The following is a 22,743-nucleotide window of genomic DNA, read 5'->3' as shown; positions in this document are numbered from 1 at the left end:
CCCGGGCGTGGCATGAAGGCGTCGATCGAAATGTGGCAGGTGTCTGCATCATTGCCGACTGTAACGCGGGTCAACGGAATGCTGCAACGCTTTCACGGCGCGCGACCATGAAAGCGTCTGCAGCGATCCGCAGCGGCTCGCGATCCACCGCGCACGCGCGTGCGTCGATCAGCGTGGCGAACCGGTCATAGATCTGGGGATATTCGCGATCCTCCTCCAGCGGCTGGTCGACCCCGTTGACCAACAGGCGCGCGCCGCCGTCGCGCAGCTCGACGCGCCGCCCGTCGCATGTGGTGATCTGAATGAGCCATTCCTCCCCGGCATCGAACCGCCAATCGAATTCGGCCTGCCAGTTCGCGCCGACGAACTCGATCGTGGCGGCAATCGGCGCCTGCCGGTTTTCGGGCACGGACAGGGTCGCGGCGCGCACCAGCAATGGCACCGCGACGATCTGGGACAGGATCGAAAGCGCATTGATGCCGGTATCGAAGACTCCGAACCCGCCGGCGTCCCAGATCCACTCCTGCCCCGGATGCCATTTGCGCACGTCCTCGCGCCACGAAATGTGGAGCGTGTCGATCTCCGCGCCGGCGAGCGCCGCCGCAGCAGGCGCGACGCCTGGCGCATATTGCGAGTGCCAGGCGGTGTAGAGCACCCTGCCCTGCGCTCGGGCCAAAGCCTCGAGCGCGTCCAGTTCACCCAGCGTCGTGGTCGGCGGCTTTTCGAGCAGCACATCGAACCCGGCCTGCAACGCGTCGCGCGCCAGGGCGTAGCGGGCGGCCGGGGGCGTGCAGATCGCGATGGCGTCCGCAGCCCCGTCCATCGCCGCCAACATCTCGGCGGCATCGCCGTACCAGGGGACGCCGATATCCGGATCGCCGGCCGGCGTCGCCACGCCGACCAGCTCGAACCGCGAATCGCTGGCGATGGCCGGCAGATGCTGGTCGGCGGCGATCTTGCCGAAGCCGATGATGGCGACCCGGATCATCTCAGCGGACCGAGAGTGCGGAAACGAACGCCCGCGCCTGCGTCGCGACCTCGGCAGGAGTCTGTCCCGGCCGATAGAGCGCGCCGCCCAGCCCGAAGCCGTTGGCGCCGGCCGCGAAATAGGGCGCCATCGCCGGCGGCGTGATGCCGCCCACGATAACGACCGGCACGTCGCGCGGAAGCACCGCGCGATGCGCCTTCACGACGGCCGGCGATGCGGCTTCGGCAGGAAACAGCTTGAGCAGGTGTGCGCCCGCGTCCAGTGCGGCGAACGCTTCGCTGGGGGTGAAATAGCCGGGTGCCGAGACTAGCCCCGCTGCAACCGTAGCCGCGATCACGCGGACATTGACGCTGGGCGACACGATGATCCGTCCCCCGGCGTCCGCAACCTGCGCCACCTTATCGACGTTCAGGACCGTGCCCGCGCCGATCAGCGCCGCGTCGCCCAGGCGACGGGCAAGCCGTTCGATGCTCGCCAACGGATCGGGCGAGTTGAGTGGCACCTCGATGATGCGAATGCCGGCCTCGACCAGCGCGTCCCCAACCGCCTCGACTGTGTCCGGCGTGACGCCGCGGATGATCGCGACCAGCGGACAGACGGAGAAATGGGCAGTGAAGGCGTCAAGCGAACCGGTCATAACAACTCCGTGATTCGGCGAATGCCGGCGAGAAACGCGGCGTCGCCATCGATGACTTCGCCGACACGGTCGGCATGGCCGAGCGCCGCGGCATACAGGGCGCATAGTGCAGGGGCGCCGACAAGCGCGACGGTCTCGCCCGGCGCCCGATCAGCAATCGCGGCGCGCACGTCGCTGCCGATGAGCAGGCCGCTCGCATAGCTCGCATCGCTCCGCCCGGCCCCCAACAGGTGCCGCGCGCGGATGCCGAACAGCGATGCGAGCAGGTCGGCGCCGCCAAGCGCGTCTGCGACGCCCGCCGCAAATGCATCGTCGGCAGCGACCGCGCTTTCGAGTTGCGCCGACAGGATCGAATGGTCACGCAGCACCGCGAAGAGTTCGCCCGTCATCCTCGTGCGGAACGTGTCGATCCGTCCGCCGCGCATCGCGATCCACTTGGCATGGGTGCCCGGCAGGCAGATCAGCCCGTCTGGCGGAGCCAACCCCGCCGCCACGGCGCCGAGCGCCTGCACCTCCTCGCCCCGCATCACATCCGCTATGGGGTCGCGCTGGCACACGCCGGGAACGATGCCGACGCGCCCGACCTTGATCCAGCATATCGCACGCGCAAGCGCCTCCGCGTCGGCGGGGCATCCGACATAGGGCGCCTCGCGCCAGCCGCGGTTCGATCCCGCCATGCCTGAAATCAGCATCGCGTGGTCGCCCAGCGCGGCGCGAATTTCATCGGCGGCCCGGTCGAACCCGCCCGGCTCGACCGACAGGACCCCCTTCGCATCCTCGAGCTTTGCGACCACCCGCCCTTCGGCATTGACCGAATAGGCGCGCCGGTTGGTCGAGCCCCAATCCACCGCGATATACCCGTCGCGCCAGCTCATCGGCGGCTCGCTTTCCATCCCCAAAACATCGCCGCGGATCATACAGGCGCGCGCTGCGCTTGCTAGATATAAATTATAAGATAAATAGGTTTAATGCCCGGGTGGGGCTTTGAGGTGTTTATGAAGATTGCGCGTATCGAGACGTTTCACGTTCCGCCTCGTTGGCTGTTCGTGCGCGTCGAGGCGGAGGATGGCTGTTACGGTTGGGGCGAAGCCAGCCTCGAAGGACATAGCGAAGCGGTCGACGGCGCGTTCGAATCGCTGCGCGACCGGTTCATCGGCGCCGACCCGCGCCGCATCGAGGATGTCTGGCAGGTCGCCTATCGCGGCGGCTTCTATCGCGGGGGCGCGGTGCTGATGTCGGCGCTGGCCGGCCTCGACCAAGCATTGTGGGACCTCAAGGGACGCCATTACGGCCTGCCCGCCTGGGAAATGATGGGCGGACAGGTGCGCGACAAGGTCCGCGCCTATGCCTGGATCGGCGGCGACCGTCCGGACGATGTCGGCGAAGCGGCGGCGGCGCGCAAGGCGCAGGGCTTTTCCGCCGTGAAGATGAACGCGACATCCGAACTCGACTATCTCACCGCGCCGCGGTTCGACGATGTGGTCGAGCGCGTTCGCGCAGCGCAGGCGGCCGGCATGGATGTCGGGCTCGACTTCCATGGCCGCGTGCATCGCGCGATGGCCAAGCAACTGGCCAAGCACCTCGAGCCGCTGGGATTGCTGTTCATCGAGGAGCCGATCCTGTCGGAGAACCCCGAAGTCCTCGCCCAGATCTCGAATCAGATCAGCATTCCGATCGCCCTGGGCGAGCGGCTCTATTCGCGCTGGGACTTCAAGCCGTTCCTTGCCAGCGGAGCGGTCGACATCATCCAGCCGGACCTCAGCCACGCCGGCGGATTGAGCGAATGCCGTCGGATCGCCGCCATGGCCGAGGCCTATGACGTTGCCGTGGCGCCGCATTGCCCGCTGGGGCCGCTCGCGCTCGCCGCCTGCCTTCAGCTTGCCGGGTGCACGCCGAACGTCGTGCTGCAGGAGATGTCGCTCGGCATCCACTATAATGCCGGCCACGACCTGCTGCATTTCTGCGCTAATCCCGATGTGCTCTCGCCGGTCGACGGCTTCCTGCCGATTCCAACCGGGCCCGGCCTGGGTGTCGAGATCGACGAGGCCGCCGTGCGCAAGGCGGACGCCGAGAAGGTGCGCTGGCGCAACCCGATCTGGCGACAGGAGGATGGCAGCTTCGCGGAATGGTGAGCCAAGCTACGACAACCATTATCCGATAAATCTTATAAATCTCTTGTCAGCGGCGAAAGCACGCTTCTATAGCGACGATGAGGAGAGTCGCTGACCAGGCGGCCGGCGCGGTGTGAATTATCGAAGGGGAGGACATTGATGCGTTTGAGGACTTTGATCCGCTGCTCCGGATCCGTTGCAGCGATTGCGTTGGTCGCCGCGCCCGCCTGGGCGCAGGAAACCACGCCAGCCGCTCCGGATGCGCAGGAAGCGCCTGCGACCCAGACCGAAGAGATCGTCATCAGCGGCTATCGCCAGTCGCTGGAATCGCAGCAGAATATCCGCCGCAACTCGACCCAGATCGTCGACGCGATCGTGGCCGAGGACATCGGCAAGCTGCCCGACATCGCCGTGTCCGACACCGCCGCGCGCATTCCCGGCGTGCAGGTCGAGCGCAGCGGCGGCGAGGCCGGACGCGTGCTCGTCCGCGGACTGCCCGATTTCGTCACCACCTATAACGGCCGCGAGATCTTCACCGCCGAAACGCGTTCGGTCGCGCTGCAGGATTTCCCCTCGGGCGCCATCGGCGCGATCGAGGTGTTCAAGACCTCGACTGCGAACCTGGTCGAGCCGGGCCTTGCCGGCCTGATCAACGTGCGCTCGCGCCGTCCGTTCGACTTTGCCGACTTCCATGTCGCCGGGTCGGCCTGGATGACCTACACTTATCAGGCGCGCGACTATAATCCGAACGGCAACATCATGGTCTCCGACCGCTGGGATATCGGCGGGGGCGAGATCGGCGCGTTGCTCGGTCTGTCCTATACCAGCATGCACTATCGCGATTCGACGCGGTCCAACACCGACTTCGTCGCCGGCGGCGGTCCCGGCGGGACGCAGTTCCCCGACATTCAGCGCGTGACCTATGACGAGGGCGACCGCGAGCGTCCGTCGGTCAACGGCGCGATCCAGTGGCGCCCCTCGCCCGGCCTCGAATTCTATGTCGAGGGGCTCTATCAGGGCTTCCGCAACAAGCTGTCGTCGCGTGAGATGGAAGCGGCTTTGTGGGGCGGCTCGGGCTTTTCCAACGTCGTGACGGTGCCCGATCGCCCCGACCTGCTCGAAAGCGCGACGGTCACCAATCCGCGCCGCGTACAGGGCTATCAGGGCGGTACCTACAACAGGACCGATACCTATCAGATCGCTGCCGGCGGCAGCTTCGAGACCGGTGGGCTGAAGATCACCGCCGACATCGCGCGGACCGATTCGACCTTCACCGGATCGACCGCCAGCGTCGACTATGCCTTCGCCAGCCCACAGACGATCGAGTTCGACACCAATGCGGACCGTGGTGACGGCGGCGCCGTTTTCTCGATCCCCGGCTTCGACGCCAGCGATCCGGCCAACTACATCTATCGCGGTTTCTACGAGGAGGCGCAGCGGGCCGAAGGCAAGGACTGGCAGGCGCGCATCGACGCCGTCTACGAGACCGAAATGCCGTGGATCAAGGCATTCGAGGCCGGCGTCCGCTACACCGACCGCGATGCGCATCGCGAATATGGCAATCGCTATTTCGATCGCGAAGGCGACCGCCGCCCCTTCTCGGCGGTGCCGCTGACCTATGAGCTGTTCGAGCCCGGTTTCCGCGGTGCCAACCCCCAGCCGGGTATCCTCACCTGGCTGTCGCCCACCTATGACAGCATCCGCGCCAATCTGGCGGAATTGCGGGAGTTCAACCAGCCCGGGCTGACCGGCGCGCCTCCGGCCGATCCGCAGCAGACCTGGGACGCTAACGAAAAGCACTTCGCCGCCTATGGCCAGCTGCGCTACGAAATTCCGCTGGGTGGCGAAGCCAGCATCGACGGGACAATCGGCCTGCGCTACGCACGCAGCGATCTGGATCTCTCGGGTACCCGCTTCGTACTCCCGGCGGACGGCGGGCCGGGTGTGCAGACGCCGACGGTGGTCGAGCGCAAGTTTGAGGCTTGGCTGCCCAACTTCAACGCGCGCATCCGGTTCACCCCAAAGATCCAGGCCCGGCTCGCCTTCACCGAAACCCAGACGCGCCCGAACTTCACCGACCTTCGCGCCTCGGGCACGCTGGACCGGCCCAACACGAACGGGTGCCTGGAGCTCAACCCGATCCCGGCGGGCTGCTATCGCACCGGCAACGGCGGCAACCCGTTCCTGAACCCGCTGACGTCGCGCAACTACGACGCCGCGCTCGAATATTACTTCTCGCGCAACGGCTTCGTGTCGGTCAGCGTCTTCCACCGCGACATGAACGGGTTCATCGAGGGGAATACCTTCACCGGCACCCTGCCCGACGGCACCCCGCTGCGCCTGAGCTCGCCGGTCAACGCGGGCAAGGGACGCATCCGCGGCTTTGAAATCCAGGGCTCGACCTTCCTCGATTTCATCGGCCTGCCGCAGTTCGGCCTGCAGGGTAACCTCACCAACCTCGATGCGCGGTCGGACTTCAACTATGACGACGGCCTGCAGCCGGACGGCTCGCCGCTCATCCGGACGGTCAATCGCGAGCTTTTGTTCGTGTCCGACTGGTCGGCCAACGCCGCCGTCTTCTACGAGGCCAATGGCCTGTCGGCGCGACTGGCGTACAACTGGCGCAGCGAATTCCCGCTGACCTATCAGCGGCGCGGCGACCACCTCTATACCGAAGAGGCCGATCCGGTTCAGCGGCTCGACCTGTCGGTCAGCTACGATGTGATGCCTGCGGTGACGGTCTTCGGCGACTGGACCAACATCCTCGGCGATCCGTTCAGCTCGACGCTGACCCGCACAAACACGGTCAACAACGCGCTGCCGGTTGAAGGGGCGTTCACCGCAACCTATCCGCGCGTCGTCCGCTACGAGGAATCGACCCTCACCGTGGGTGTCCGCTTCCGCTTCTGACCGGGCGGTCGGGTCAACATGGGAGCCGGAGAGCCTTGCTCTTCGGCTCCTGTCGTTTGAGGATTATGGCATGAGCAGCCAAGCCCCCCGCGACGACCGGCCGCGCACCCGTGTCGTCATCGTCGGCGGCGGCACTGCGGGCTGGATGGCGGCCGCCGCGCTGATCCGCCGCCTGCCACATGCCTGCAGCGTGCGGCTCGTCGAATCCGAAGATATCGGCATCGTCGGCGTCGGCGAGGCGACGCTCCCGCACCTTCGCGCCTTCGTGTCGATGCTCGGGATCGACGAGGCCGAGTTCATGCGCGTCACGCAGGCGACCTACAAGCTCGGCATTGAGTTCCGCGATTTCGGCCGGATCGGCGACTCCTATCTCCACCCGTTCGGCACTTTCGGAATGCCGCTGAACGGCGTGCCCTTCCACCATCTGTGGCTGCGGATGCAGGCGGAGGGCCGCCACGATACGTTGTTCGACTATTCGGTGTGCAACCGGATGGCGGCGCAGGGCCGCTTTGCCCCGCCGACCCATGAAGCAGGGTCGCTGCGCTCCACCTATGGCTATGCCTATCAGTTCGATGCCACGCTGTTCGCGCCCTATCTGCGCGACTATGCGGTTGCGCGCGGGGTGGAGCGAACCGAAGGCCGGGTTGTCGACGTGACGCTCGACCCGCTGTCGGGCGACGTGGCCGCGCTTACCCTTGCCAGCGGCGAGCGGGTCGAGGGCGACCTGTTTATCGACTGCTCCGGCTTCCGCGCACTGCTGATCGGCGAAGCAATCGGTTCGCCATGGGAGGATTGGTCGCACTGGCTGCCGTGCGACCGCGCGGTCGCCGCGCCGTGCGCCTCGCCCGAAGGTCCGATCGAGCCGTTCACCCGCGCCATCGCGATGGCAGCGGGCTGGCGCTGGCGCATTCCGCTGCGGCATCGGGTCGGCAACGGCTATGTCTTCTCGGCCGCGCATCTCGACGAGGAAGCGGCCACCGCCGCTTTAATCGAAGCGTTCGAGAACCCTCCGCTCGCCGACCCGCGCGTGCTGCGCTTTCGTGCCGGGCGCCGCGCGCGCAGCTGGGACCGCAATGTCGTCTCGGTTGGCCTGGCATCGGGCTTTCTCGAACCGCTCGAATCCACCAGCATCTATCTGGCGCAGGGGGCGGTCGAGCAGTTGATCGCGCTGTTTCCGATTGACGGGCGGATTGCGGATGCCGACCGCGACGAATTCAATCGCACCGTCGACCTCGAATATGACCGCATCCGCGACTTCCTGATCCTCCATTATCACGCAACCACGCGCGACGACTCCCCCTTCTGGAACGACATGCGCACGATGCGCATTCCCGACAGCCTGGCGGAGAAGATGGAGCTGTTTCGCCAGTCCGGTCGCGTTGTCCGCTACAGCCAGGGGCTGTTCTTCGAACCGAGCTGGCTCGCCGTCTATCTCGGCCAGGGGATCGTGCCCCGGCATTGGGACCAGCGCGCCGACGCGTTCGATCCTGCGCACCTCGGCCCGGCGCTCGACAAGCTGCGCGCACAGATCGCCGCGACGGTGGGCGCAATGCCCAGCCATGACGCGGCACTGGGAATCGGCGCATGACCGGACGCGCGATCCGCAGCATCTGCGTCGTCGGCGACGGAATCGTCGGCCTGTCCGCGGCGGCGGCATTCGCGCGGGCGTTGCCGAACGTCACGGTGACCATAGTCCCCGCCGAGCCCGATCCTGCCGCCGTTGCCGAACTTCAGTGCGCGACCTGGCCGAGCATCCATCGCTTTCACGCCGCGATCGGGCTCGACGAGCAGGAGCTGGTGCGCGCGGGCATCGCTACGCACCTGCTCGGCACGCGCTTCGTCGACTGGGCCCGTGCCGGCGACAACTGGGTGCACGGGTTCGGCGAGCATGGGCTGAAGGCCGGTACCGTCCCGTTTCATAGCTTGTGGCATCGTGCTTCCCGGGCGGCGGAGGCCGCGCCGTTCTGGCACTACAGCGCGGCCGCGGTGCTGGGCGCAGCGGGGAAGTTCACTCACCCCAGCCGGGATCCGGCATCGCCACTGGGCGGCTTTCTCTATGCGCTGCGCATCGATCCGCCCCGCTATCGCGCGCGGCTCGCTGCGCTCACGGCCCCGCTGGTGCGGCACGCGCCCTTTGCCGCGGCCGAGCATGGCGACGGTGGCGCGATCGCCGCGGTGACGACGGCCGATGGGGGTCGCGTCACCGCCGATCTCTATCTCGATTGTTCGGGGTCGCAGGCGGTGCTGCGACACCCCGAAGACCGTGCGTTCGAGTCATGGGCCGACTGGCTGCCCGGCCGGACAATGGCGACATGCGACGTCACAGGCGGCGCGATCGACCCGCTCGACCGGGCCGAGCGGGTCGCGGGCGGCTGGCGCTGGCACTCGGCGCTGGCGGACCACACGCGCGTGATCGCGCTGGGCGAGGACGAAGGCGGCGTTGCGGTCCGCTTCGGGTGCCGCACGCCGTGGACGGCCAATGTCCTGGCGATCGGCGATTCGGCGACGGCGATCGATCCGCTGTTCGGCACCGCGCTCCACCTCGCGCAGGACGCAATCCTGCTGGCGCTTGAGCTGTTGCCCGGTCGCGACTTCGCGCGGGTCGAGATCGCCGAGTATAACCGCCGCAGTCACGCGACGCGTGCGCGGATGCGCGACCTGCACGCGCTTTATCATCTGCGATCGGGGCAACGCCCGTTGCCCGACGGACTCGCGCGCACGCTCGAACAGTTCGCGCGCCGGGGCCGCCTTCCGCCGTCCGAGGCCGAACCGTTCGAAACGGATGCGTGGATCGCATCGCTGCTGGGCCTTGGCGTGACCCCGCACGGCGTCGATCCGCTGAGTGAATCGGTCGATCTGGAGCGCGTTTCGCACGCAATCGCCGCCCTCGCGACGCGCCTCACTGAGGCGGCAGACCGGGTGCCCCCCTACCCGCAACTGCTCGCGCGGCTGCGGGCGGGCTGAGCGCGGCGGATTACTTCTTGTCGGCAGGCCGGATGCTGACGCCGACTGCGGGCTTGCCGTCCTTCCACAACAACGGCGCGACATAGAGGTAGCGTTTGTTGTCGAGCTTGCGGCACCCGGGCGTCGCGGCCCAGGCGTGGAACGACACGAACTGCCGCGCGCCGACGTTGAAGATGCTCTGATGCCCCGGTCCGCTCAAGCAGCCGACATCGCGCTTGTTATAGCTGTAGAGGATCGGGTTCTCGGGCGCATCGGTGCACGGTCCCATCGGCCCGTCGCAAGCCGCCCAGCCCATGGCATAGGGCGACAGGCGCTGGTGCGTCTCCCAGCCATAATGGTTCGACGAATAGAACATCGCATAGCCGGTCGGCGTCTTCACCATCGTCGGCGCCTCGATGACATGCGCCTCCCAGGGCTTGTCGTTGCGCAGCAGTGCAACAGCGGGGCCTTCGAGCTTGAGCCCGTCCGCGCTCATGCGCTGGGCATAGATGTCGGTGGGCTTGCCGAACTTCGGGTTGTTGCCGTCATTCTTGTAATAGAGGTACAGCGTCCCGTCGGTATCGCGGAACGGCGCGGCGTCGATCGTGCCGCCCAGGTCGCGCTGGCAGATCATGGGTTCGGTCTCATTCGACACGAACGGCCCGCGCGGATCGCTGGCGAACGCCGCGCCGACGCATTGCAGCCCGCTCTCCTTCTCACGCGCGGTGATATAGATCACGAAACCATTCGAAACACGCAGCACCTCCGGCGCCCAGGTAAAGCCGTCGCGTGCCCATTCGGGCAGCTTTGGCATCGCGTCGTGGATCTTGCCATCCGTCTTGATCAGCGCCCAGTCGGCGAGATTGGTCGACGTCGCCATCTGAACATTCGCGACACCGCCCGGAGGGTTCGTGGCATAGGCATAGAACACGCCGTCGTGCAGCATCACAAAGGGGTCGGCGAAATCCTCCTCCAGCACGGGCACGAACGGCGGCTCCTCCTTCGCCGGAGCGAATGCGGTGCAGCTCAGCGCCAGCGCTGCGAGAACCCGATATTTTGCCATGCCTTACTCCTTTGGCTCCGTCATCCCGGTCGGTCGGTTCAAATCGCCCACTCGACCTCGCCATTCTTTTATCATATAAATCAGCCTAACAGGAAAGGCCGTTTTGTCGCGGTCGGGAGCCGCGCATGAATTTCACTGTGGACCGCGCCGATTTCGGCACGCTGAACGGAGCGCCGGTCGAGCTGATCCGGCTGGGCAACGGCACGGTCGAAGCCTCGATCCTCACCTATGGTGCATCGATCCACGCGATGCGCGTGCCGGACCGCGAAGGACGCCTTGGCGACGTTGCGCTCGGCCATGCAACGCTGGCGGAATATATCGATCAGCCGCAATATATGGGATCGACGGTCGGACGGATTGCCAACCGCGTCGCTGGCGGGCGCTTTCTGCTCGACGGCACCGAATATCGCGTGCCGATCAATAACGGCCCCAATTCGCTTCATGGCGGAGATTGCGGGTTCGACAAGGCAAACTGGAGCATCCTCGCGCTCGATAACGCGGACGAAGCGTCGGTCACGCTCGGCCATGTCAGCCCCGACGGCGATCAGGGCTATCCCGGCACGCTCACCGTCACCGCGCGCTACGCGCTCGACGCCGCGAACACGCTCCATGTGGACTATCGCGCGGTCGCCGACGCGGTCACGGCGGTCGCATTATCCAACCATGTGTACTGGAATTTGGCCGGCGAGGGCAGCGGAAGAAGCGCGCTCGACCATGTCCTGACCATCCCAGCCGACGCGTATCTGGCGACCGACGATAGCGCGATCCCGACGGGCGAAGTGCGACCGGTAGCGGGCAGCGCATTCGATTTCCGCGCCCCGATGCCGATCGTTACGCGGGTGCGCGACGCGCGCGAACCCCAGCTGCGTATCGGTCGCGGCTATGACCATAATTGGATCGTCGCGCGCGATATCGCCGATCATCTGCGGCTGATGGCGCACGTTGTCGACCCCGTCTCCGGGCGGGTGATGGAGGTCCATTCCACCCAGCCGGGGCTGCAATTCTATTCGGGCAATTTCCTCGACGGGAGTTCGGTCGGAAAGGACAGGCGGATGTATCGCATGGGCGACGCCATCGTGCTCGAACCCCAGCAGTTTCCCGACACCGTCAACCGCCCGGAATTCGGCTCGGTTCGGCTAGAGCCAGGGCAGATTTATCGCAACCGGATCGCATGGCGGTTCGGCGTCGAGTCCGCCTGACACTATCAAGCAAAGGGATCGCAAGAGAGGATGTTGAGCAGAGGAAAAGCATGTGTCGCGTACGGCCTGAGTGCCGTGGCACTGGCGCTGACGACACCCGTCGCGATGGCCAAGTCCGCCGAAATGGAGGGCCGCACCGCCGCTGCCGCGACCGTCACCCGCGGGCAGGCGCGCTTCACGGTGCTGACGTCCGGGCTGATCCGCATGGAATGGTCGCCCGCCGCCCGCTTCGTCGATGCGCCGTCCCAGATATTCATCGATCGCGACCAGCCCGTCCCCCGTTTCACCAGCACAGTCGAGAACGGCAGGCTGGTGATCCGCACCGACGCGCTCGAACTCAGCTACACGCTCGACAGCGGCCGCTTTACCGCCGCCAACCTCAGCATACGCTCACGCACGTTGAAGCCCGCGTTCACCTGGCGGCCCGGTATGCCAGAGACCGGCAACCTCCATGGCACGGCGCGAACGCTCGATCGCTATTCGGGGGACCGACAGATCGACAACGGCACCCGGCTCGATCTCGGCCAGGGCCTGCTCTCGCGCGATGGCTGGCACGTCGTCGATGACAGCAGCTCGTTCGTGTTCGACGACAGCCGCCCGAGCCCCTGGGTGCAGAAGCGCGCCTGCGGCGACTGCCAGGACCTGTATTTCTTTGGCTATGGCCACGACTATACCCAAGCGCTCGGCGATTACGCCAAGGTCGCCGGCCGCCAGCCGATGCCGCCACGCTTCGCCTTTGGCTATTGGTGGTCGCGCTACTGGAACTATTCCGACCGCGAGCTGCGCGACCTCGTCGGCGACCTCGATCGCTCCGGCTTCCCGCTCGACGTGCTGGTCATCGACATGGACTGGCATCGCACCGACGAGCTCAGCTGGGACCCCCGCTATGTCGTGAAGGACGAGGTCGGCGAAGGCGTGGGCTGGACCGGCTATAGCTGGAACCGCAGCCTGTTCCCCGATCCGAAGCGCTTCCTTGGCTGGCTCGAGGACCGCAAGATCAAGGCGACGCTGAACCTGCACCCCGCGTCGGGCATCCCCCCGCGCGAGGACAGCTATGCCGCCTTCGCCAGGGCGATGGGCGTGACCGATGGCAAGGCCGTGCCGTTCGAGGGGGCCGACCGCCGCTTCGTAGACAATTGGTTCAGGCTGACGCTCGACCCGCTGACCGCGCAGGGCGTCGATTTCTGGTGGCTCGACTGGCAGCAATGGCCGGAATCGAAGCTGATGCCCGGCCTGTCCAACACCTGGTGGCTCAACCACCTGTTCTATACGCGGATGCAGCAGACCAAGGCCAATCGCGCGCTGATCTATCACCGCTGGGGCGGGCTCGGAAATCACCGCTACCAGATCGGTTTTTCAGGCGATTCCGTCATCAACTGGGACTCGCTCGCCTATCAGCCCTATTTCACCGCCACGGCCTCGAACGTGCTTTACGGCTATTGGAGCCACGACATCGGCGGCCATATGTTCGCCGACGGCATCCCCGCCGATCAACGCAAGCTGGACCCCGAACTCTATGTCCGCTGGATGCAGTTCGGCGCGTTCAGCCCGATCCTTCGCACCCATTCGGCCAAGGACGGCAATCTGCGCAAAGAGCCGTGGCGCTTCTCACCCGAGGTTCAGAGCATCCTGCGCGACACGGTGGCACTACGCTATCGGCTTGCGCCCTATATCTACACGGCGTCGCGACAGGCCTATGATAGCGGCGTCTCGATCATGCGTCCGCTCTACTATGCGTGGCCAGATCGGGAGGAAGCCTATACCGCGCGCGGACAATATATGTTCGGCGACGACATGCTGCTTGCGCCGGTGACCAAAGCCGGAAGCGACGGTGTCGTTCAGACATCGATCTGGCTGCCGCCGGGGCAGTGGTACGATACGAACCGCGGAGAGCTCGTCGCGGGCGACCGCACGATCTCGCGCGACTATCTGCTGAACGAAATTCCGTTGTTCGTGCGGGCCGGCGCGGTCATTCCGATGAACCCTCACGCCACGAAGAACCTGCAGCAGATCGACGGGAGCGCACTGGTGCTGCAGGTGATCCCGGGAGGCGCGGCAAGGACGCAGGTCTATGAAGATGCCGGAAATGACGAAGGGTATCGCGGCAACGCGTTCAGCTTCACCCCGATCAGCAGCGCACGCGATGCCCGCAGCGCGACGCTGACCGTGCACCCGCGCAAGGGCAGCTATCCTGATATGCCAACCGCGCGACAGATCACTGCAGAGTTTCCCGCGGCGTCGCTGCCCACGCACGTATCGGTAAACGGGGTTACGTACCCAAGATCCGATCGTCAGCGCAGCGGCCACTGGCACTATGACGGCGCCAGCTTGACCGCACGCGTCGTCGTCCCATCCCTGCCCGCTGCAGCGCCACTGTCCGTGAAGATTGACTTCGATGCCGACGCCCGGATCGCGGGGTTGCGCTATCGGATGACACGGACCGCGGCTGCGGTTGCCTGGCTCAAGGAACATTGGCCCCCGCCAGAGCCGTTGCCCGACGACCTATCGCTGGCTGCGCAGCTGGGCCTACTGATTGACTATAATCCGGAGCGGCTGGCTGCGCTCGTGTCCGAATTCGATCGGCAATGCGCACGTCTTGTGGCGCTGGTGCAGGCGTCGAGAGTGTCGCCACAGGTCAAGGCCGAGTTTGCAAGACGCATGGCGCTGATCCGACATTGACCGTCGGCATGACCCGAAGCCTGCAATCGCCCCTTTCTCGCACATGGGACTCTGCCAAAACCCAGCAGGAAACCTCGGCGCGCTGCTGGTCCCCCCGGAAGCCCTCGGAAAAACGGCAATGGTCGGGGAGACAGGATTCGAATCCGAAATGCCTGCCTCCCCGCCCCACGGATTTCTGCGGGTTTCGCCGGATCGCGACGCCCTGATATGGGCGCGACGTCAACAGGTAGGAACGGTTCCGCCATCGATCACATATTCCGTGCCTGTGATTGTCCCCGCCCGGTCGGATGCAAGAAAGGCGATCAGGTTTGCGATCTCCTCCGGTTCGGAGGGGCGACCGATCGGGACGCCGCCAAGCGAGTCCATGATCATGCGTTTCCCCTCCTTGACGCTGACGCCATGTTCCGCCGCCAACCGCCTGGCAAGGTCCACCGAGCTTTCGGTGGCGATCCAGCCGGGCGATACGCGCACCACCCGGACCCCCTTCGGCGACACCTCTTTCGACAGGCTCTTGCTGTAGGTCGACAGCGCCGCTTTGGCGGCGGCATATGCGGTCGTCGCTTCGGGCAGCGGCAATTCCCGCTGGATTGAGGTGACGTGGATCACAACGCCCGACCCCCGATCGGTCATCGCGGGAAGCAGGGCCCGGTCGAGCCGGACCGCCGGCATCAGATTGAGGTCGAGTTCGCGGCGCCATGCGTCGTCGTCGAGTGCACGATAGCCGCCCGCCGGCGCGGCGGACCCGCCAAGCATGTGGACGATAACATCGACCCCGCCCATCCGGTCCCGAACCGCCTCGGCCACCGTCGCGCAGCCCGCAGACGTGGTCAGGTCGGCGGCGATGAACTGCGCATCGGGCATGGTTGGCGGCTTGCTGCGCGCAGTGGCCAGCACCCGCGCGCCCAGATCCTGCATCAGCGCGACGGTGGCCGCGCCCGCACCACGGGTGCCCGACGTTACGAGCGCCCGCTTGCCTGCCAGCGTGATAAACGGCGTCATGGTACGATCACCAGCTGGGTGATTTGGTCGCCGTCGAGCACGAAGCGATAGCGCAGATCGACAGGGCTGCCGGGAAAGTTGCCGACGAGGTGGCTGGTGACGACGATGTGACCATCGTCCTGCGCGACGTCGAACGGCTCGACGGTATAGCTGTATTGTGTCGACGCATTGGCCATCCACTGCCGGATGGCATCGCGGCCGACATAGCGGTTGCCCTCGTCGATCACGACGGCGTCGGTGGTGAAGCATTCGGACGTGGCCTGGGCCTCGCCCTTCCTGTCTGCGGCGAAATAGTTCGCGATCACCGTTGGCAAATTCATGGTCATGGTCGGGTCCTTTCGGGTCTCTGGATCAACGCCGGCTGCCGACCGCGCCGGTCGAGCTTTTTGTGCGGGAGGGAATTTGCGCCGCGGGCACGAAGGTCAGCGCGGCGACCGCATCGACCGGTTCGGGCTGAACGACAGGGCCGCGCCCTTCGAACGATGCATCCAGCAGCAGGCGCAGCGAACGGTTCGGCTCCATCGGCAGGAACGAGATCATGCAGACCTCCTCCAGCGAGGCGGACTCTGCGACCTCGACCAATTCGTCCTTCAGGTCTTCGCGGGTATAGCTGATGATGTAGTTGTAATCCTGTTCCAGCGTGAACAGCCGGTGCTCGCGCATTTCCGGGGGGACGTCGCTGTCCTTGAAATTCCACAGGAACTTGGCAGGCCCGCCGACGACGGGACCGCCGAACACCAGCTGTTTTGCGATGAGCGCATCGAGGATGCGGTGCGCCTGCGCCGTCTGCTCGGCGCTGATGAAGACCTGATAATATTGCATGGCTCGAACTCCGTTTCGGTTCGACGCAGATAGGCCTTTACCGCCATTCGGATAATCGGGATAAAGCGGTACGTAGAATTTCGATTATCGCAACAATGGCTGGACATAGTCTGCACGAATTCGACGCGGTTCTTGCGATCGCCCGCCGGGGAACGTTCCGCGCGGCGGCGATCGACCTCGGCATGTCGACCACCGCACTCAGCAACGCGATCGCGAAGCTGGAGGGGCAGTTGGGCGTGCGCCTGTTCAACCGCACGACGCGCAGCGTGTCGCTGACAGAGGCCGGGCGCCGCTTCGTCGAGCAGGTCACGCCTGCTCTGCGCGACATTCATCACGCGCTCGATACGGTGCGGTCACAGCAGGACACGCCGACGGGAACGCTGCGCATTAACACCTTCGCGACGGCGGCACGCGAGATCATGGTGCCGCTGGTGCTCGAGTTCCTGAAGCGCTTCCCCCAGGTACGCATAGACCTAGTGACTGAAGGCGCGCTCTCCGACATCGTGGCCGATGGGTTCGATTTCGGGGTGCGAAGCCAGGATCTCGTTCCGTCGGACATGATCGCCATCCCGATCGGCCCGGTCCGGCGCTACGCCGTCGTCGCCGCGCCGGCCTATCTCGCAGACCGATCGCGCCCGCGCGTCCCCGCCGATCTGCTCGCCCATGCCTGCATCCGGGTCCGGCTGCCCAATGGCGCGATGTATCGCTGGCAGTTCGAAGCAGAGGGCCAGCCGCTCCATCTCGAGGTCGATGGGCCGATCATCCTCGACGAGGCGAGCGTTGCGCGGATAGCGGTGCTGGAAGGCGTAGGCATCGGCTTCTTCATGGAATCGGACGTGCGGGCGGATATCGAGGCGGGGCGGATGGTGCCACTGTTGCAGGAATGGACGCCCGCCCTTACGCCCATCTGTCTCTATTATCCCAGCCGCCGCAATCCGCCCGCCGCGTTCAAGGTGTTTGTCGATCTGGCACGCGAACGATCGCGTGCGTGCCGACGCGGCTAAGCCGCCTGCGTCAGACCGGGGCGAGCCCGTCCCTGAGCATGACAATCCGGCTCGGCACGGAGGCGATGGCCGCCTCTCACTGGCCCGGTCGCCGCGACGGATTGCCAGATGGCACGACAATGGCCCGGACACATATGCCCGGGCCAGGCGCGCGGGGGATCAGTCGTTGGAGGCGATGTTGAGGGCAACATCGATGTTGCCGCGCACCGCGTGCGAATAGGGGCACATCGAGTCGGCTTCCGCCACCAACGCCTCGGCCTCGCTCGCGTCGAGGCCGGGAAGCGAGACGTCCAGCGTCACGGCGAGGCCGAAGCCCTTGTCCGCGCGCGGCCCGATGCCGACCGTCGCGCTGACGCGGGCGTCGGTCGGCAGGCGAGCGTGCTTGCCCTGCGTGCTGACAAACTTGAGCGCGCTGAGGAAGCAGGCGGCATAGCCCGCGGCGAACAGCTGTTCCGGGTTGTTGCCCTGGCCGTTGCCGCCCAGTTCCTTCGGCGCGGCGAGCGTCACCTCAAACGTGCCGTCGTCGGTACGCGCCTTGCCGTCGCGACCGCCGGTTGCGGTGGCGCGGGTCGAATAGAGGATCTTGTTCATGTCGGTGTTCCTTTTTCGAATGGAGTTCAGCGGGCAAAGCTGCTGCGCAGGCGCGCGGCGCCCTGGGCGATCGCGGCACGGGCGGGCGCGCTGTCGGCCAGCGCATTGAGCATCACGAAGTCATGGATGGTCCCGTTGTAGCGGGCGACGGCGACCGGCACGCCGGCTTCGATCAGGCGGCGGCCATAGGCCTCACCCTCATCGCGCAGCAGGTCGTTCTCGGCGACGATGATGGTCGCCTCGGGCAGGTCGGTCAGCTGGTCGAGCGAAGCGCGCAACGGGAAGGCGAGCACATCCTTGCGACGCTCGGCCGGGTAGTTGGCCGCCAGGAAATAGTCCATCGCCCGGCGGGTCAGGAATGGGCCGTTACCGAAGGCGCGGTACGATGCGTTGTCCGACACGTCATCGGTCACCGGGTAGAAGAGCAACTGATGCCCGATCTTCGGCCCCGCGCGATCCTTGGCCATCATCGTGACCGCAATCGCCATGTTGCCACCGGCGCTGTCGCCTGCCACCGCCAGCCGCGATCCGTCGATGCCCAGCGCGGCCCCATTGGCAGCGACATGCTCAAGCGCCGCATAAGCCTGCTCGTTGTTGACCGGGTAGCGGACTTCCGGCGCATTATCATATTCGACGAAGACCACCGCAGCGCCCGCCTGCACCGCCAGTTCGCGGATCAGATGGTCGTGCGTATTGCGATCGCCCATCACCCAGCCGCCGCCATGATAATAGAGGACTGCGGGGAGCGCGCCCTTGGCATCGGCCGGGCGTACGATACGCACGCGAACCTGTCCGGTGGGGCCGATCTTCCAGACCAGATCCTGCGTGTTGGTCGCGGCGGAGGCGGCGACCTTGTCGGCCTGTACGCTCGCGAGAACGGCGCGGGCGTCGGCATAGGGCAGGTCGTAGATCGGCTTTCCAGCGGCGGCGGCATCGGCAAACGCCTTGGCGGACGGTTCGAGCGTCTGCGCCGCAGCGGGGGCAGCCGACAGGGCCAGCAATGCGGTGGAAGCGAGAGCAGCGAGGCGGGGCATGGTGTGCATGATCAATATCCCTTCGGTTAGTCGTTCACGATTAGATCGTGTGCGATGTAAATAGCTGAGCGAGTCGCGCTGTCAACCCTTGCGATTAAATCGCGTGCGATTTATATTCGGGGGATGACTGATACATCCCCCGCCCCCCTCCAAAGCGAACCGCTCGACCAGTTTCTGTGCTTCTCGGTCTATGCGACCGGGCTGGCATTCAACCGTGTGTACAAGCCGCTGCTCGACCGATTCGGCATCACCTACCCGCAATATCTCGCACTGGTGGCGTTGCGCGGAGGGGACGGCCAGACGGTGAGCGCGCTTGGTGGCAAGCTCCATCTCGAGTCGAACACCCTCACCCCCCTCATCAAGCGTCTGGAGGCCGCCGGGCTGGTGACGCGAACGCGCGACAAACAGGATGAGCGGGTCGTCCGGCTTGCGCTGACCGATGCGGGTCGCAGCCTGATCGATGACGCACTCGGCTGCATTCCCGCCGCGATGCTCGAAGCAACGGGAATGCCTCCCGAGGAATTGCAGGCGCTGAACCACAAGCTGGCGGCCCTCGGCGCGGCGCTCCGAAGCGACCGCGCCGCCCCGGGTGGAGCCGTGGACTGATCGGTTCCAACCCGGTTTGGCCACGCGCCATGAACGCGGTCAGAGGCAATGGGTATCGCGGATGATCTGCGCGGCGCGTTCGCCGACAATGGCACAGGGTGCCTGGATGTTGCCGGTCGGGACGGTGGGGAAGACCGATCCGTCGGCGACCCGCAGACCTTCCACGCCCCGCACCTTGAGCGACGCATCGACCACCGCCAGGTCGTCGCGGCCCATGCGTGCCGTGCCGCTCTGGTGCCAATAGGTCACCGCCGCATCGCGCAGAAATCGGTCATCGGTCGGATTGCCCGCGCCGGGGATCACCTCGCGCGTGACGAACGGCGCGAAGGACGCTGCTGCGCCCAGTTCGCGGCATAATTTGACGCAGGCCCGCGCCGCTTCGACATCGGCCGGATCGGACAGCATATTGGCGTCGACGATCGGCGCCACATGGGGATCGCTCGACGCCAGCCGCACCGCGCCCCGGCTCTGCGGATGGGCCAGGCCGCCGAACATCGTCCAGCCATGCTCGGGCACGCCCAGCGCCCCGGTGCGCTCGCTAGGCACCGGGAATTCCACCTGGCAGAGCAGCAGGTCGGGCGCGGTCAGTTCGGGGCGGGATTTCCAGTAGAGCTTGGCCTCGCTCCCGCTGTTGCGCGGCGCGAGTGGCTGGCGATATTCCCAGGTGCAACAAAAGGCGACGTGATCCTGCAAATTCTGGCCGACGCCCGGAATGTGTTGAACCACAGGAATACCAAGCCGCCCAAGCGCTGCGCGCGGGCCGAGACCTGACAGCATCAGCAGCTTTGGCGTATTGATCGCGCCGGTCGAGACGATCACCTCGCTACCGACCCCGATCGACCGGATTTCGCCTGCCCGCTCGATCTCGACACCCGATGCGCGGCGACCGTTGAAGAGAATGCGCCGAACGAGCGTATTGGTGAGGATGGTCAGGTTCGGGCGGTCCGCAAAGGGCCGCAGATAGGCGCGGTAGAGCGAGTGACGGCGCCCGTCGCGCACCAGCATGTCCGAAATCGCGGCACCGCCGTCGCCCGCCATCATCCACCCATTGGGGCTGTCGAAACGCGGGATGCCGAGCTCCTGCGCCGCGTCGAGCAATGCTCCGGCAATGGGGCTGGGATCGGCGGCGGGCTGCACCCAGACGGGGCCGCCGCTGCCGCGATGATCCGGGTCGGGCGCGCCCTGCCAATTTTCGATCCGGCGATAGATCTCCTGGACCGCCTCGGCGCCCCAGCCTGAGTCACCGGTTTCGGCCGCATAATGATCCCAGTCGCTGCGATGGCCATGCGCCCAGACCATGACGTTGACGCTTGAGCCGCCGCCAAGCCCCTTGCCCATCGACATTGGCAGCGCGCGGCCGTCGAGATGCGGATTGGGCTGGGCCTGAAAGCCCCAGTCGCGTTCGCTGCCCAAATTGGTCGGCCATAGCGACGGATCGAGCACGCTTTCGGCCTCGTCATCGCCACCGGCTTCGATCAGCAGCACCTGGCAATCGGCATTTTCGGCAAGGCGCCGGGCAATGACCGAGCCTGACGATCCGCCGCCGCAGACGATGAAATCATAAACCGGCTTCAGCGCGGCATTGAGCCGTTGCTGGTTTTCGCGGGCGCGGCGCTCGAAATCGGAAATGGCGTGTGTGTCGGTGTGATGGGTCATGATGATCTCCTGCGACCGGACAAGGCTCCGCCGTTGCGCGCGGCAGGCAGCCAAGCCCGCCCACGCCCATTGGACATCCGGATGTTGGTTAGGGGAGAGAGGGACTAGCGGGCTGCGGCCGAGACCTCATGGGCGGCCTCGTCGATCACCTCGGCAACGACCTTGGGCTGGGTCATGAAAACGGCATGGCTTGCGGCCACTTCGGTCACCCTGGCACCGATGCGGGCGGCCATGTCGCGCAGCATCCGCTGGTCGAACGCGCGATCGTCCGTGGCGATCACCGCCCAGCTCGGTTTTGAGCGCCAGGCCGCATGCTTCAGCACGGTGGAAAATGCCGCCATGTTGATGGGAACCTGCGAATCCCGCAGAAACGCGACGTCGGCCGGTGTCGCGTCGGCGGCGAAGCCGGCGCGGAAATTCTCGCGCCTGATAAATCCGAATCCGTCCGCATGTGTGTCGATCACGAATTCGGGCGGGGTCTTGTAACCGTCATAGAGCTGCGCCGTCGTTTGCCCGACATCGGGCGACAGGGCGGAAACATAGACAAGCGCCCGGACTTTCGGGTGCACCCCCGCTTCGGTGATCACCGTTCCGCCCCAGCTATGGCCGACCAGCACCACCGGGCCGTCCTGCCGATCGAGCGCCCTTCTGGTCGCAGCGACGTCGTCGGCGAGCGAGGTGAGCGGGTTCTGGACGATGGTTACCCGGTAGCCGCGCGCGGTCAGGTCGTCATAGACGCGGCGCCAGCCCGATCCATCGGCAAAGGCCCCATGCACGAGCACGACGTTGCGCGGCTGCAGATGGTCCTCGCCCGGGGCGACCGGCTCGCGCGACTGCGCGGCCGCAGACATCGACAGCGCAAGCATGGCCGCGATGATTGCTTTGGTATGCATCGGAACAATCCCTCATAGTTGAGACCCACGAGAGACAAGGGAGCCGCGCATTTATTCCCGCGACCCCGATTTATTTTCGTGGGAGCGCCGATCGAAAGAAAAACCACGGCCGCGGGAATAATCCGCTTTCCCGGCTGTCCACTCCAGCATGACGGAACGCGGAGTGACGACGACATGAAATTTGGAACACGTGTGTGCGCCCTCATTGCAGTCTGCGGCGCGCTGATGGCAGCCGCGCCCGCCCCGGCGCAGCATGGCCAGCATCCGCACGGCACGGCGGACGCATCGAGCGCGGAATTTTCACCGGAAGCCGCCATCTTTCTCGCAGAGAATGAGGCGGCGATGGCGCGGATGATGCAGGCCATGCACGTGACCCCGACCGGGGATATCGACAAGGACTTCGTCACGATGATGATCCCGCACCATCGGGGCGCGATCGACATGGCCCGCGCGGTCCTGAGATCGAGCCGCAACGATGCGGTCAGGCGCCTCGCACAGGAAATCATCGTCACGCAGGAGGACGAGATTCGGGCGATGCGGCTGGCCGTCGGACTTCATGCAATAACCGCATCGCCAGCGCCCGGCGCAGCCGGGCAGGAGCGCTGATC

General features: G+C 65.9%; 20 protein-coding genes. 9 read left to right on the top strand and 11 right to left on the bottom strand.

The window, feature by feature from the left end:
• Nucleotides 1–70 precede the first annotated feature (70 nt).
• The 3 genes from FPZ54_RS02615 to FPZ54_RS02605 are packed head-to-tail and all read right to left on the bottom strand — an operon-like array spanning nucleotide 71 to nucleotide 2,500.
• Nucleotides 71–988 (bottom strand): Gfo/Idh/MocA family protein, encoded by a 918-nt coding sequence (locus FPZ54_RS02615; protein ID WP_145844767.1) that lies wholly within the window; start codon nucleotides 986–988, stop codon nucleotides 71–73.
• 1 nt (nucleotide 989) lies between these two features.
• The gene (locus FPZ54_RS02610) at nucleotides 990–1,625 is read right to left on the bottom strand and encodes a 2-dehydro-3-deoxy-6-phosphogalactonate aldolase (protein ID WP_145844765.1); all 636 of its coding nucleotides are present in this window, start codon (nucleotides 1,623–1,625) and stop codon (nucleotides 990–992) included.
• On the bottom strand, nucleotides 1,622–2,500 hold the full coding sequence (locus FPZ54_RS02605; RefSeq protein ID WP_145849534.1) for a 2-dehydro-3-deoxygalactonokinase: 879 nt from the start codon (nucleotides 2,498–2,500) through the stop codon (nucleotides 1,622–1,624). Before FPZ54_RS02605 ends, FPZ54_RS02610 begins: the two co-directional genes overlap by 4 nt.
• A 120-nt stretch (nucleotides 2,501–2,620) precedes the next feature.
• Between FPZ54_RS02605 and dgoD the strand changes: the two genes are divergently transcribed.
• The 4 genes from dgoD to FPZ54_RS02585 all read left to right on the top strand — a co-directional run bounded on the left by dgoD (nucleotide 2,621) and on the right by FPZ54_RS02585 (nucleotide 9,610).
• Entirely contained in the window at nucleotides 2,621–3,757 is a 1,137-nt protein-coding gene (gene dgoD / locus FPZ54_RS02600) for a galactonate dehydratase (protein WP_145844764.1), read from the top strand.
• Nucleotides 3,758–3,895: 138 nt separating this feature from the next.
• On the top strand, nucleotides 3,896–6,646 hold the full coding sequence (locus tag FPZ54_RS02595; RefSeq protein WP_145844763.1) for a TonB-dependent receptor: 2,751 nt from the start codon (nucleotides 3,896–3,898) through the stop codon (nucleotides 6,644–6,646).
• A 70-nt stretch (nucleotides 6,647–6,716) separates the two neighbouring features.
• Nucleotides 6,717–8,234, top strand: coding sequence for a tryptophan halogenase family protein (locus FPZ54_RS02590; RefSeq protein WP_145844760.1), 1,518 nt, complete (start codon nucleotides 6,717–6,719; stop codon nucleotides 8,232–8,234).
• Nucleotides 8,231–9,610 carry a tryptophan 7-halogenase gene (locus FPZ54_RS02585; RefSeq protein WP_145844758.1) on the top strand — a complete coding sequence of 460 codons (1,380 nt, stop codon included), beginning with the start codon at nucleotides 8,231–8,233 and terminating at the stop codon, nucleotides 9,608–9,610. Before FPZ54_RS02590 ends, FPZ54_RS02585 begins: the two co-directional genes overlap by 4 nt.
• 10 nt (nucleotides 9,611–9,620) lie before the next feature.
• On the opposite strand, the gene FPZ54_RS02580 is transcribed toward FPZ54_RS02585, so the two are convergent.
• Nucleotides 9,621–10,652 carry a glycoside hydrolase family 43 protein gene (locus FPZ54_RS02580; RefSeq protein ID WP_145844757.1) on the bottom strand — a complete coding sequence of 344 codons (1,032 nt, stop codon included), beginning with the start codon at nucleotides 10,650–10,652 and terminating at the stop codon, nucleotides 9,621–9,623.
• A gap of 125 nt (nucleotides 10,653–10,777) precedes the next feature.
• Here FPZ54_RS02580 and FPZ54_RS02575 point away from each other — a divergent pair, with 125 nt between their 5' ends.
• Nucleotides 10,778–11,851 (top strand): aldose epimerase family protein, encoded by a 1,074-nt coding sequence (locus FPZ54_RS02575; protein ID WP_145844755.1) that lies wholly within the window; start codon nucleotides 10,778–10,780, stop codon nucleotides 11,849–11,851.
• Nucleotides 11,852–11,926: 75 nt separating this feature from the next.
• Nucleotides 11,927–14,530, top strand: coding sequence for a glycoside hydrolase family 31 protein (locus FPZ54_RS02570; RefSeq protein WP_186456885.1), 2,604 nt, complete (start codon nucleotides 11,927–11,929; stop codon nucleotides 14,528–14,530).
• Nucleotides 14,531–14,749: 219 nt separating this feature from the next.
• On the opposite strand, the gene FPZ54_RS02565 is transcribed toward FPZ54_RS02570, so the two are convergent.
• The 3 genes from FPZ54_RS02565 to FPZ54_RS02555 are packed head-to-tail and all read right to left on the bottom strand — an operon-like array spanning nucleotide 14,750 to nucleotide 16,351.
• The gene (locus FPZ54_RS02565; protein ID WP_145844751.1) at nucleotides 14,750–15,529 is read right to left on the bottom strand and encodes an SDR family oxidoreductase; all 780 of its coding nucleotides are present in this window, start codon (nucleotides 15,527–15,529) and stop codon (nucleotides 14,750–14,752) included.
• Nucleotides 15,526–15,855 carry a nuclear transport factor 2 family protein gene (locus FPZ54_RS02560; RefSeq protein WP_145844750.1) on the bottom strand — a complete coding sequence of 110 codons (330 nt, stop codon included), beginning with the start codon at nucleotides 15,853–15,855 and terminating at the stop codon, nucleotides 15,526–15,528. The genes FPZ54_RS02565 and FPZ54_RS02560 overlap by 4 nt, the downstream gene beginning before the upstream one ends.
• Nucleotides 15,856–15,880: 25 nt before the next feature.
• Nucleotides 15,881–16,351 (bottom strand): hypothetical protein, encoded by a 471-nt coding sequence (locus tag FPZ54_RS02555; RefSeq protein WP_145844748.1) that lies wholly within the window; start codon nucleotides 16,349–16,351, stop codon nucleotides 15,881–15,883.
• A 95-nt stretch (nucleotides 16,352–16,446) separates the two neighbouring features.
• Here FPZ54_RS02555 and FPZ54_RS02550 point away from each other — a divergent pair, with 95 nt between their 5' ends.
• On the top strand, nucleotides 16,447–17,355 hold the full coding sequence (locus tag FPZ54_RS02550) for a LysR family transcriptional regulator (protein ID WP_145844747.1): 909 nt from the start codon (nucleotides 16,447–16,449) through the stop codon (nucleotides 17,353–17,355).
• A 159-nt stretch (nucleotides 17,356–17,514) separates the two neighbouring features.
• On the opposite strand, the gene FPZ54_RS02545 is transcribed toward FPZ54_RS02550, so the two are convergent.
• Entirely contained in the window at nucleotides 17,515–17,946 is a 432-nt protein-coding gene (locus FPZ54_RS02545; protein WP_145844745.1) for an organic hydroperoxide resistance protein, read from the bottom strand.
• Nucleotides 17,947–17,972: 26 nt separating this feature from the next.
• Nucleotides 17,973–18,989 carry an alpha/beta hydrolase gene (locus tag FPZ54_RS02540; RefSeq protein WP_186456884.1) on the bottom strand — a complete coding sequence of 339 codons (1,017 nt, stop codon included), beginning with the start codon at nucleotides 18,987–18,989 and terminating at the stop codon, nucleotides 17,973–17,975.
• Nucleotides 18,990–19,103: 114 nt separating this feature from the next.
• On the opposite strand from FPZ54_RS02540, the gene FPZ54_RS02535 reads away from it, so the two are divergent.
• Nucleotides 19,104–19,586, top strand: a complete 483-nt coding sequence (locus FPZ54_RS02535; RefSeq protein WP_145844744.1) for a MarR family winged helix-turn-helix transcriptional regulator — start codon at nucleotides 19,104–19,106, stop codon at nucleotides 19,584–19,586.
• A 39-nt stretch (nucleotides 19,587–19,625) separates the two neighbouring features.
• Here FPZ54_RS02535 and FPZ54_RS02530 read toward each other — a convergent pair whose 3' ends face one another.
• Nucleotides 19,626–21,242 (bottom strand): GMC family oxidoreductase, encoded by a 1,617-nt coding sequence (locus FPZ54_RS02530; RefSeq protein ID WP_145844742.1) that lies wholly within the window; start codon nucleotides 21,240–21,242, stop codon nucleotides 19,626–19,628.
• 104 nt (nucleotides 21,243–21,346) lie between these two features.
• Nucleotides 21,347–22,135, bottom strand: a complete 789-nt coding sequence (locus tag FPZ54_RS02525) for an alpha/beta fold hydrolase (protein ID WP_145844740.1) — start codon at nucleotides 22,133–22,135, stop codon at nucleotides 21,347–21,349.
• 225 nt (nucleotides 22,136–22,360) lie between these two features.
• Between FPZ54_RS02525 and FPZ54_RS02520 the strand changes: the two genes are divergently transcribed.
• Nucleotides 22,361–22,741 (top strand): DUF305 domain-containing protein, encoded by a 381-nt coding sequence (locus FPZ54_RS02520; RefSeq protein WP_145844738.1) that lies wholly within the window; start codon nucleotides 22,361–22,363, stop codon nucleotides 22,739–22,741.
• Nucleotides 22,742–22,743: the final 2 nt, after the last annotated feature.

The organism is Sphingomonas suaedae (assembly GCF_007833215.1).
GTDB classification, from domain to species: Bacteria; Pseudomonadota; Alphaproteobacteria; order Sphingomonadales; family Sphingomonadaceae; genus Sphingomonas; species Sphingomonas suaedae.
Note: the sequence above shows the minus strand (reverse complement) of the source record. Positions and strands in the feature narration are given on the sequence as shown.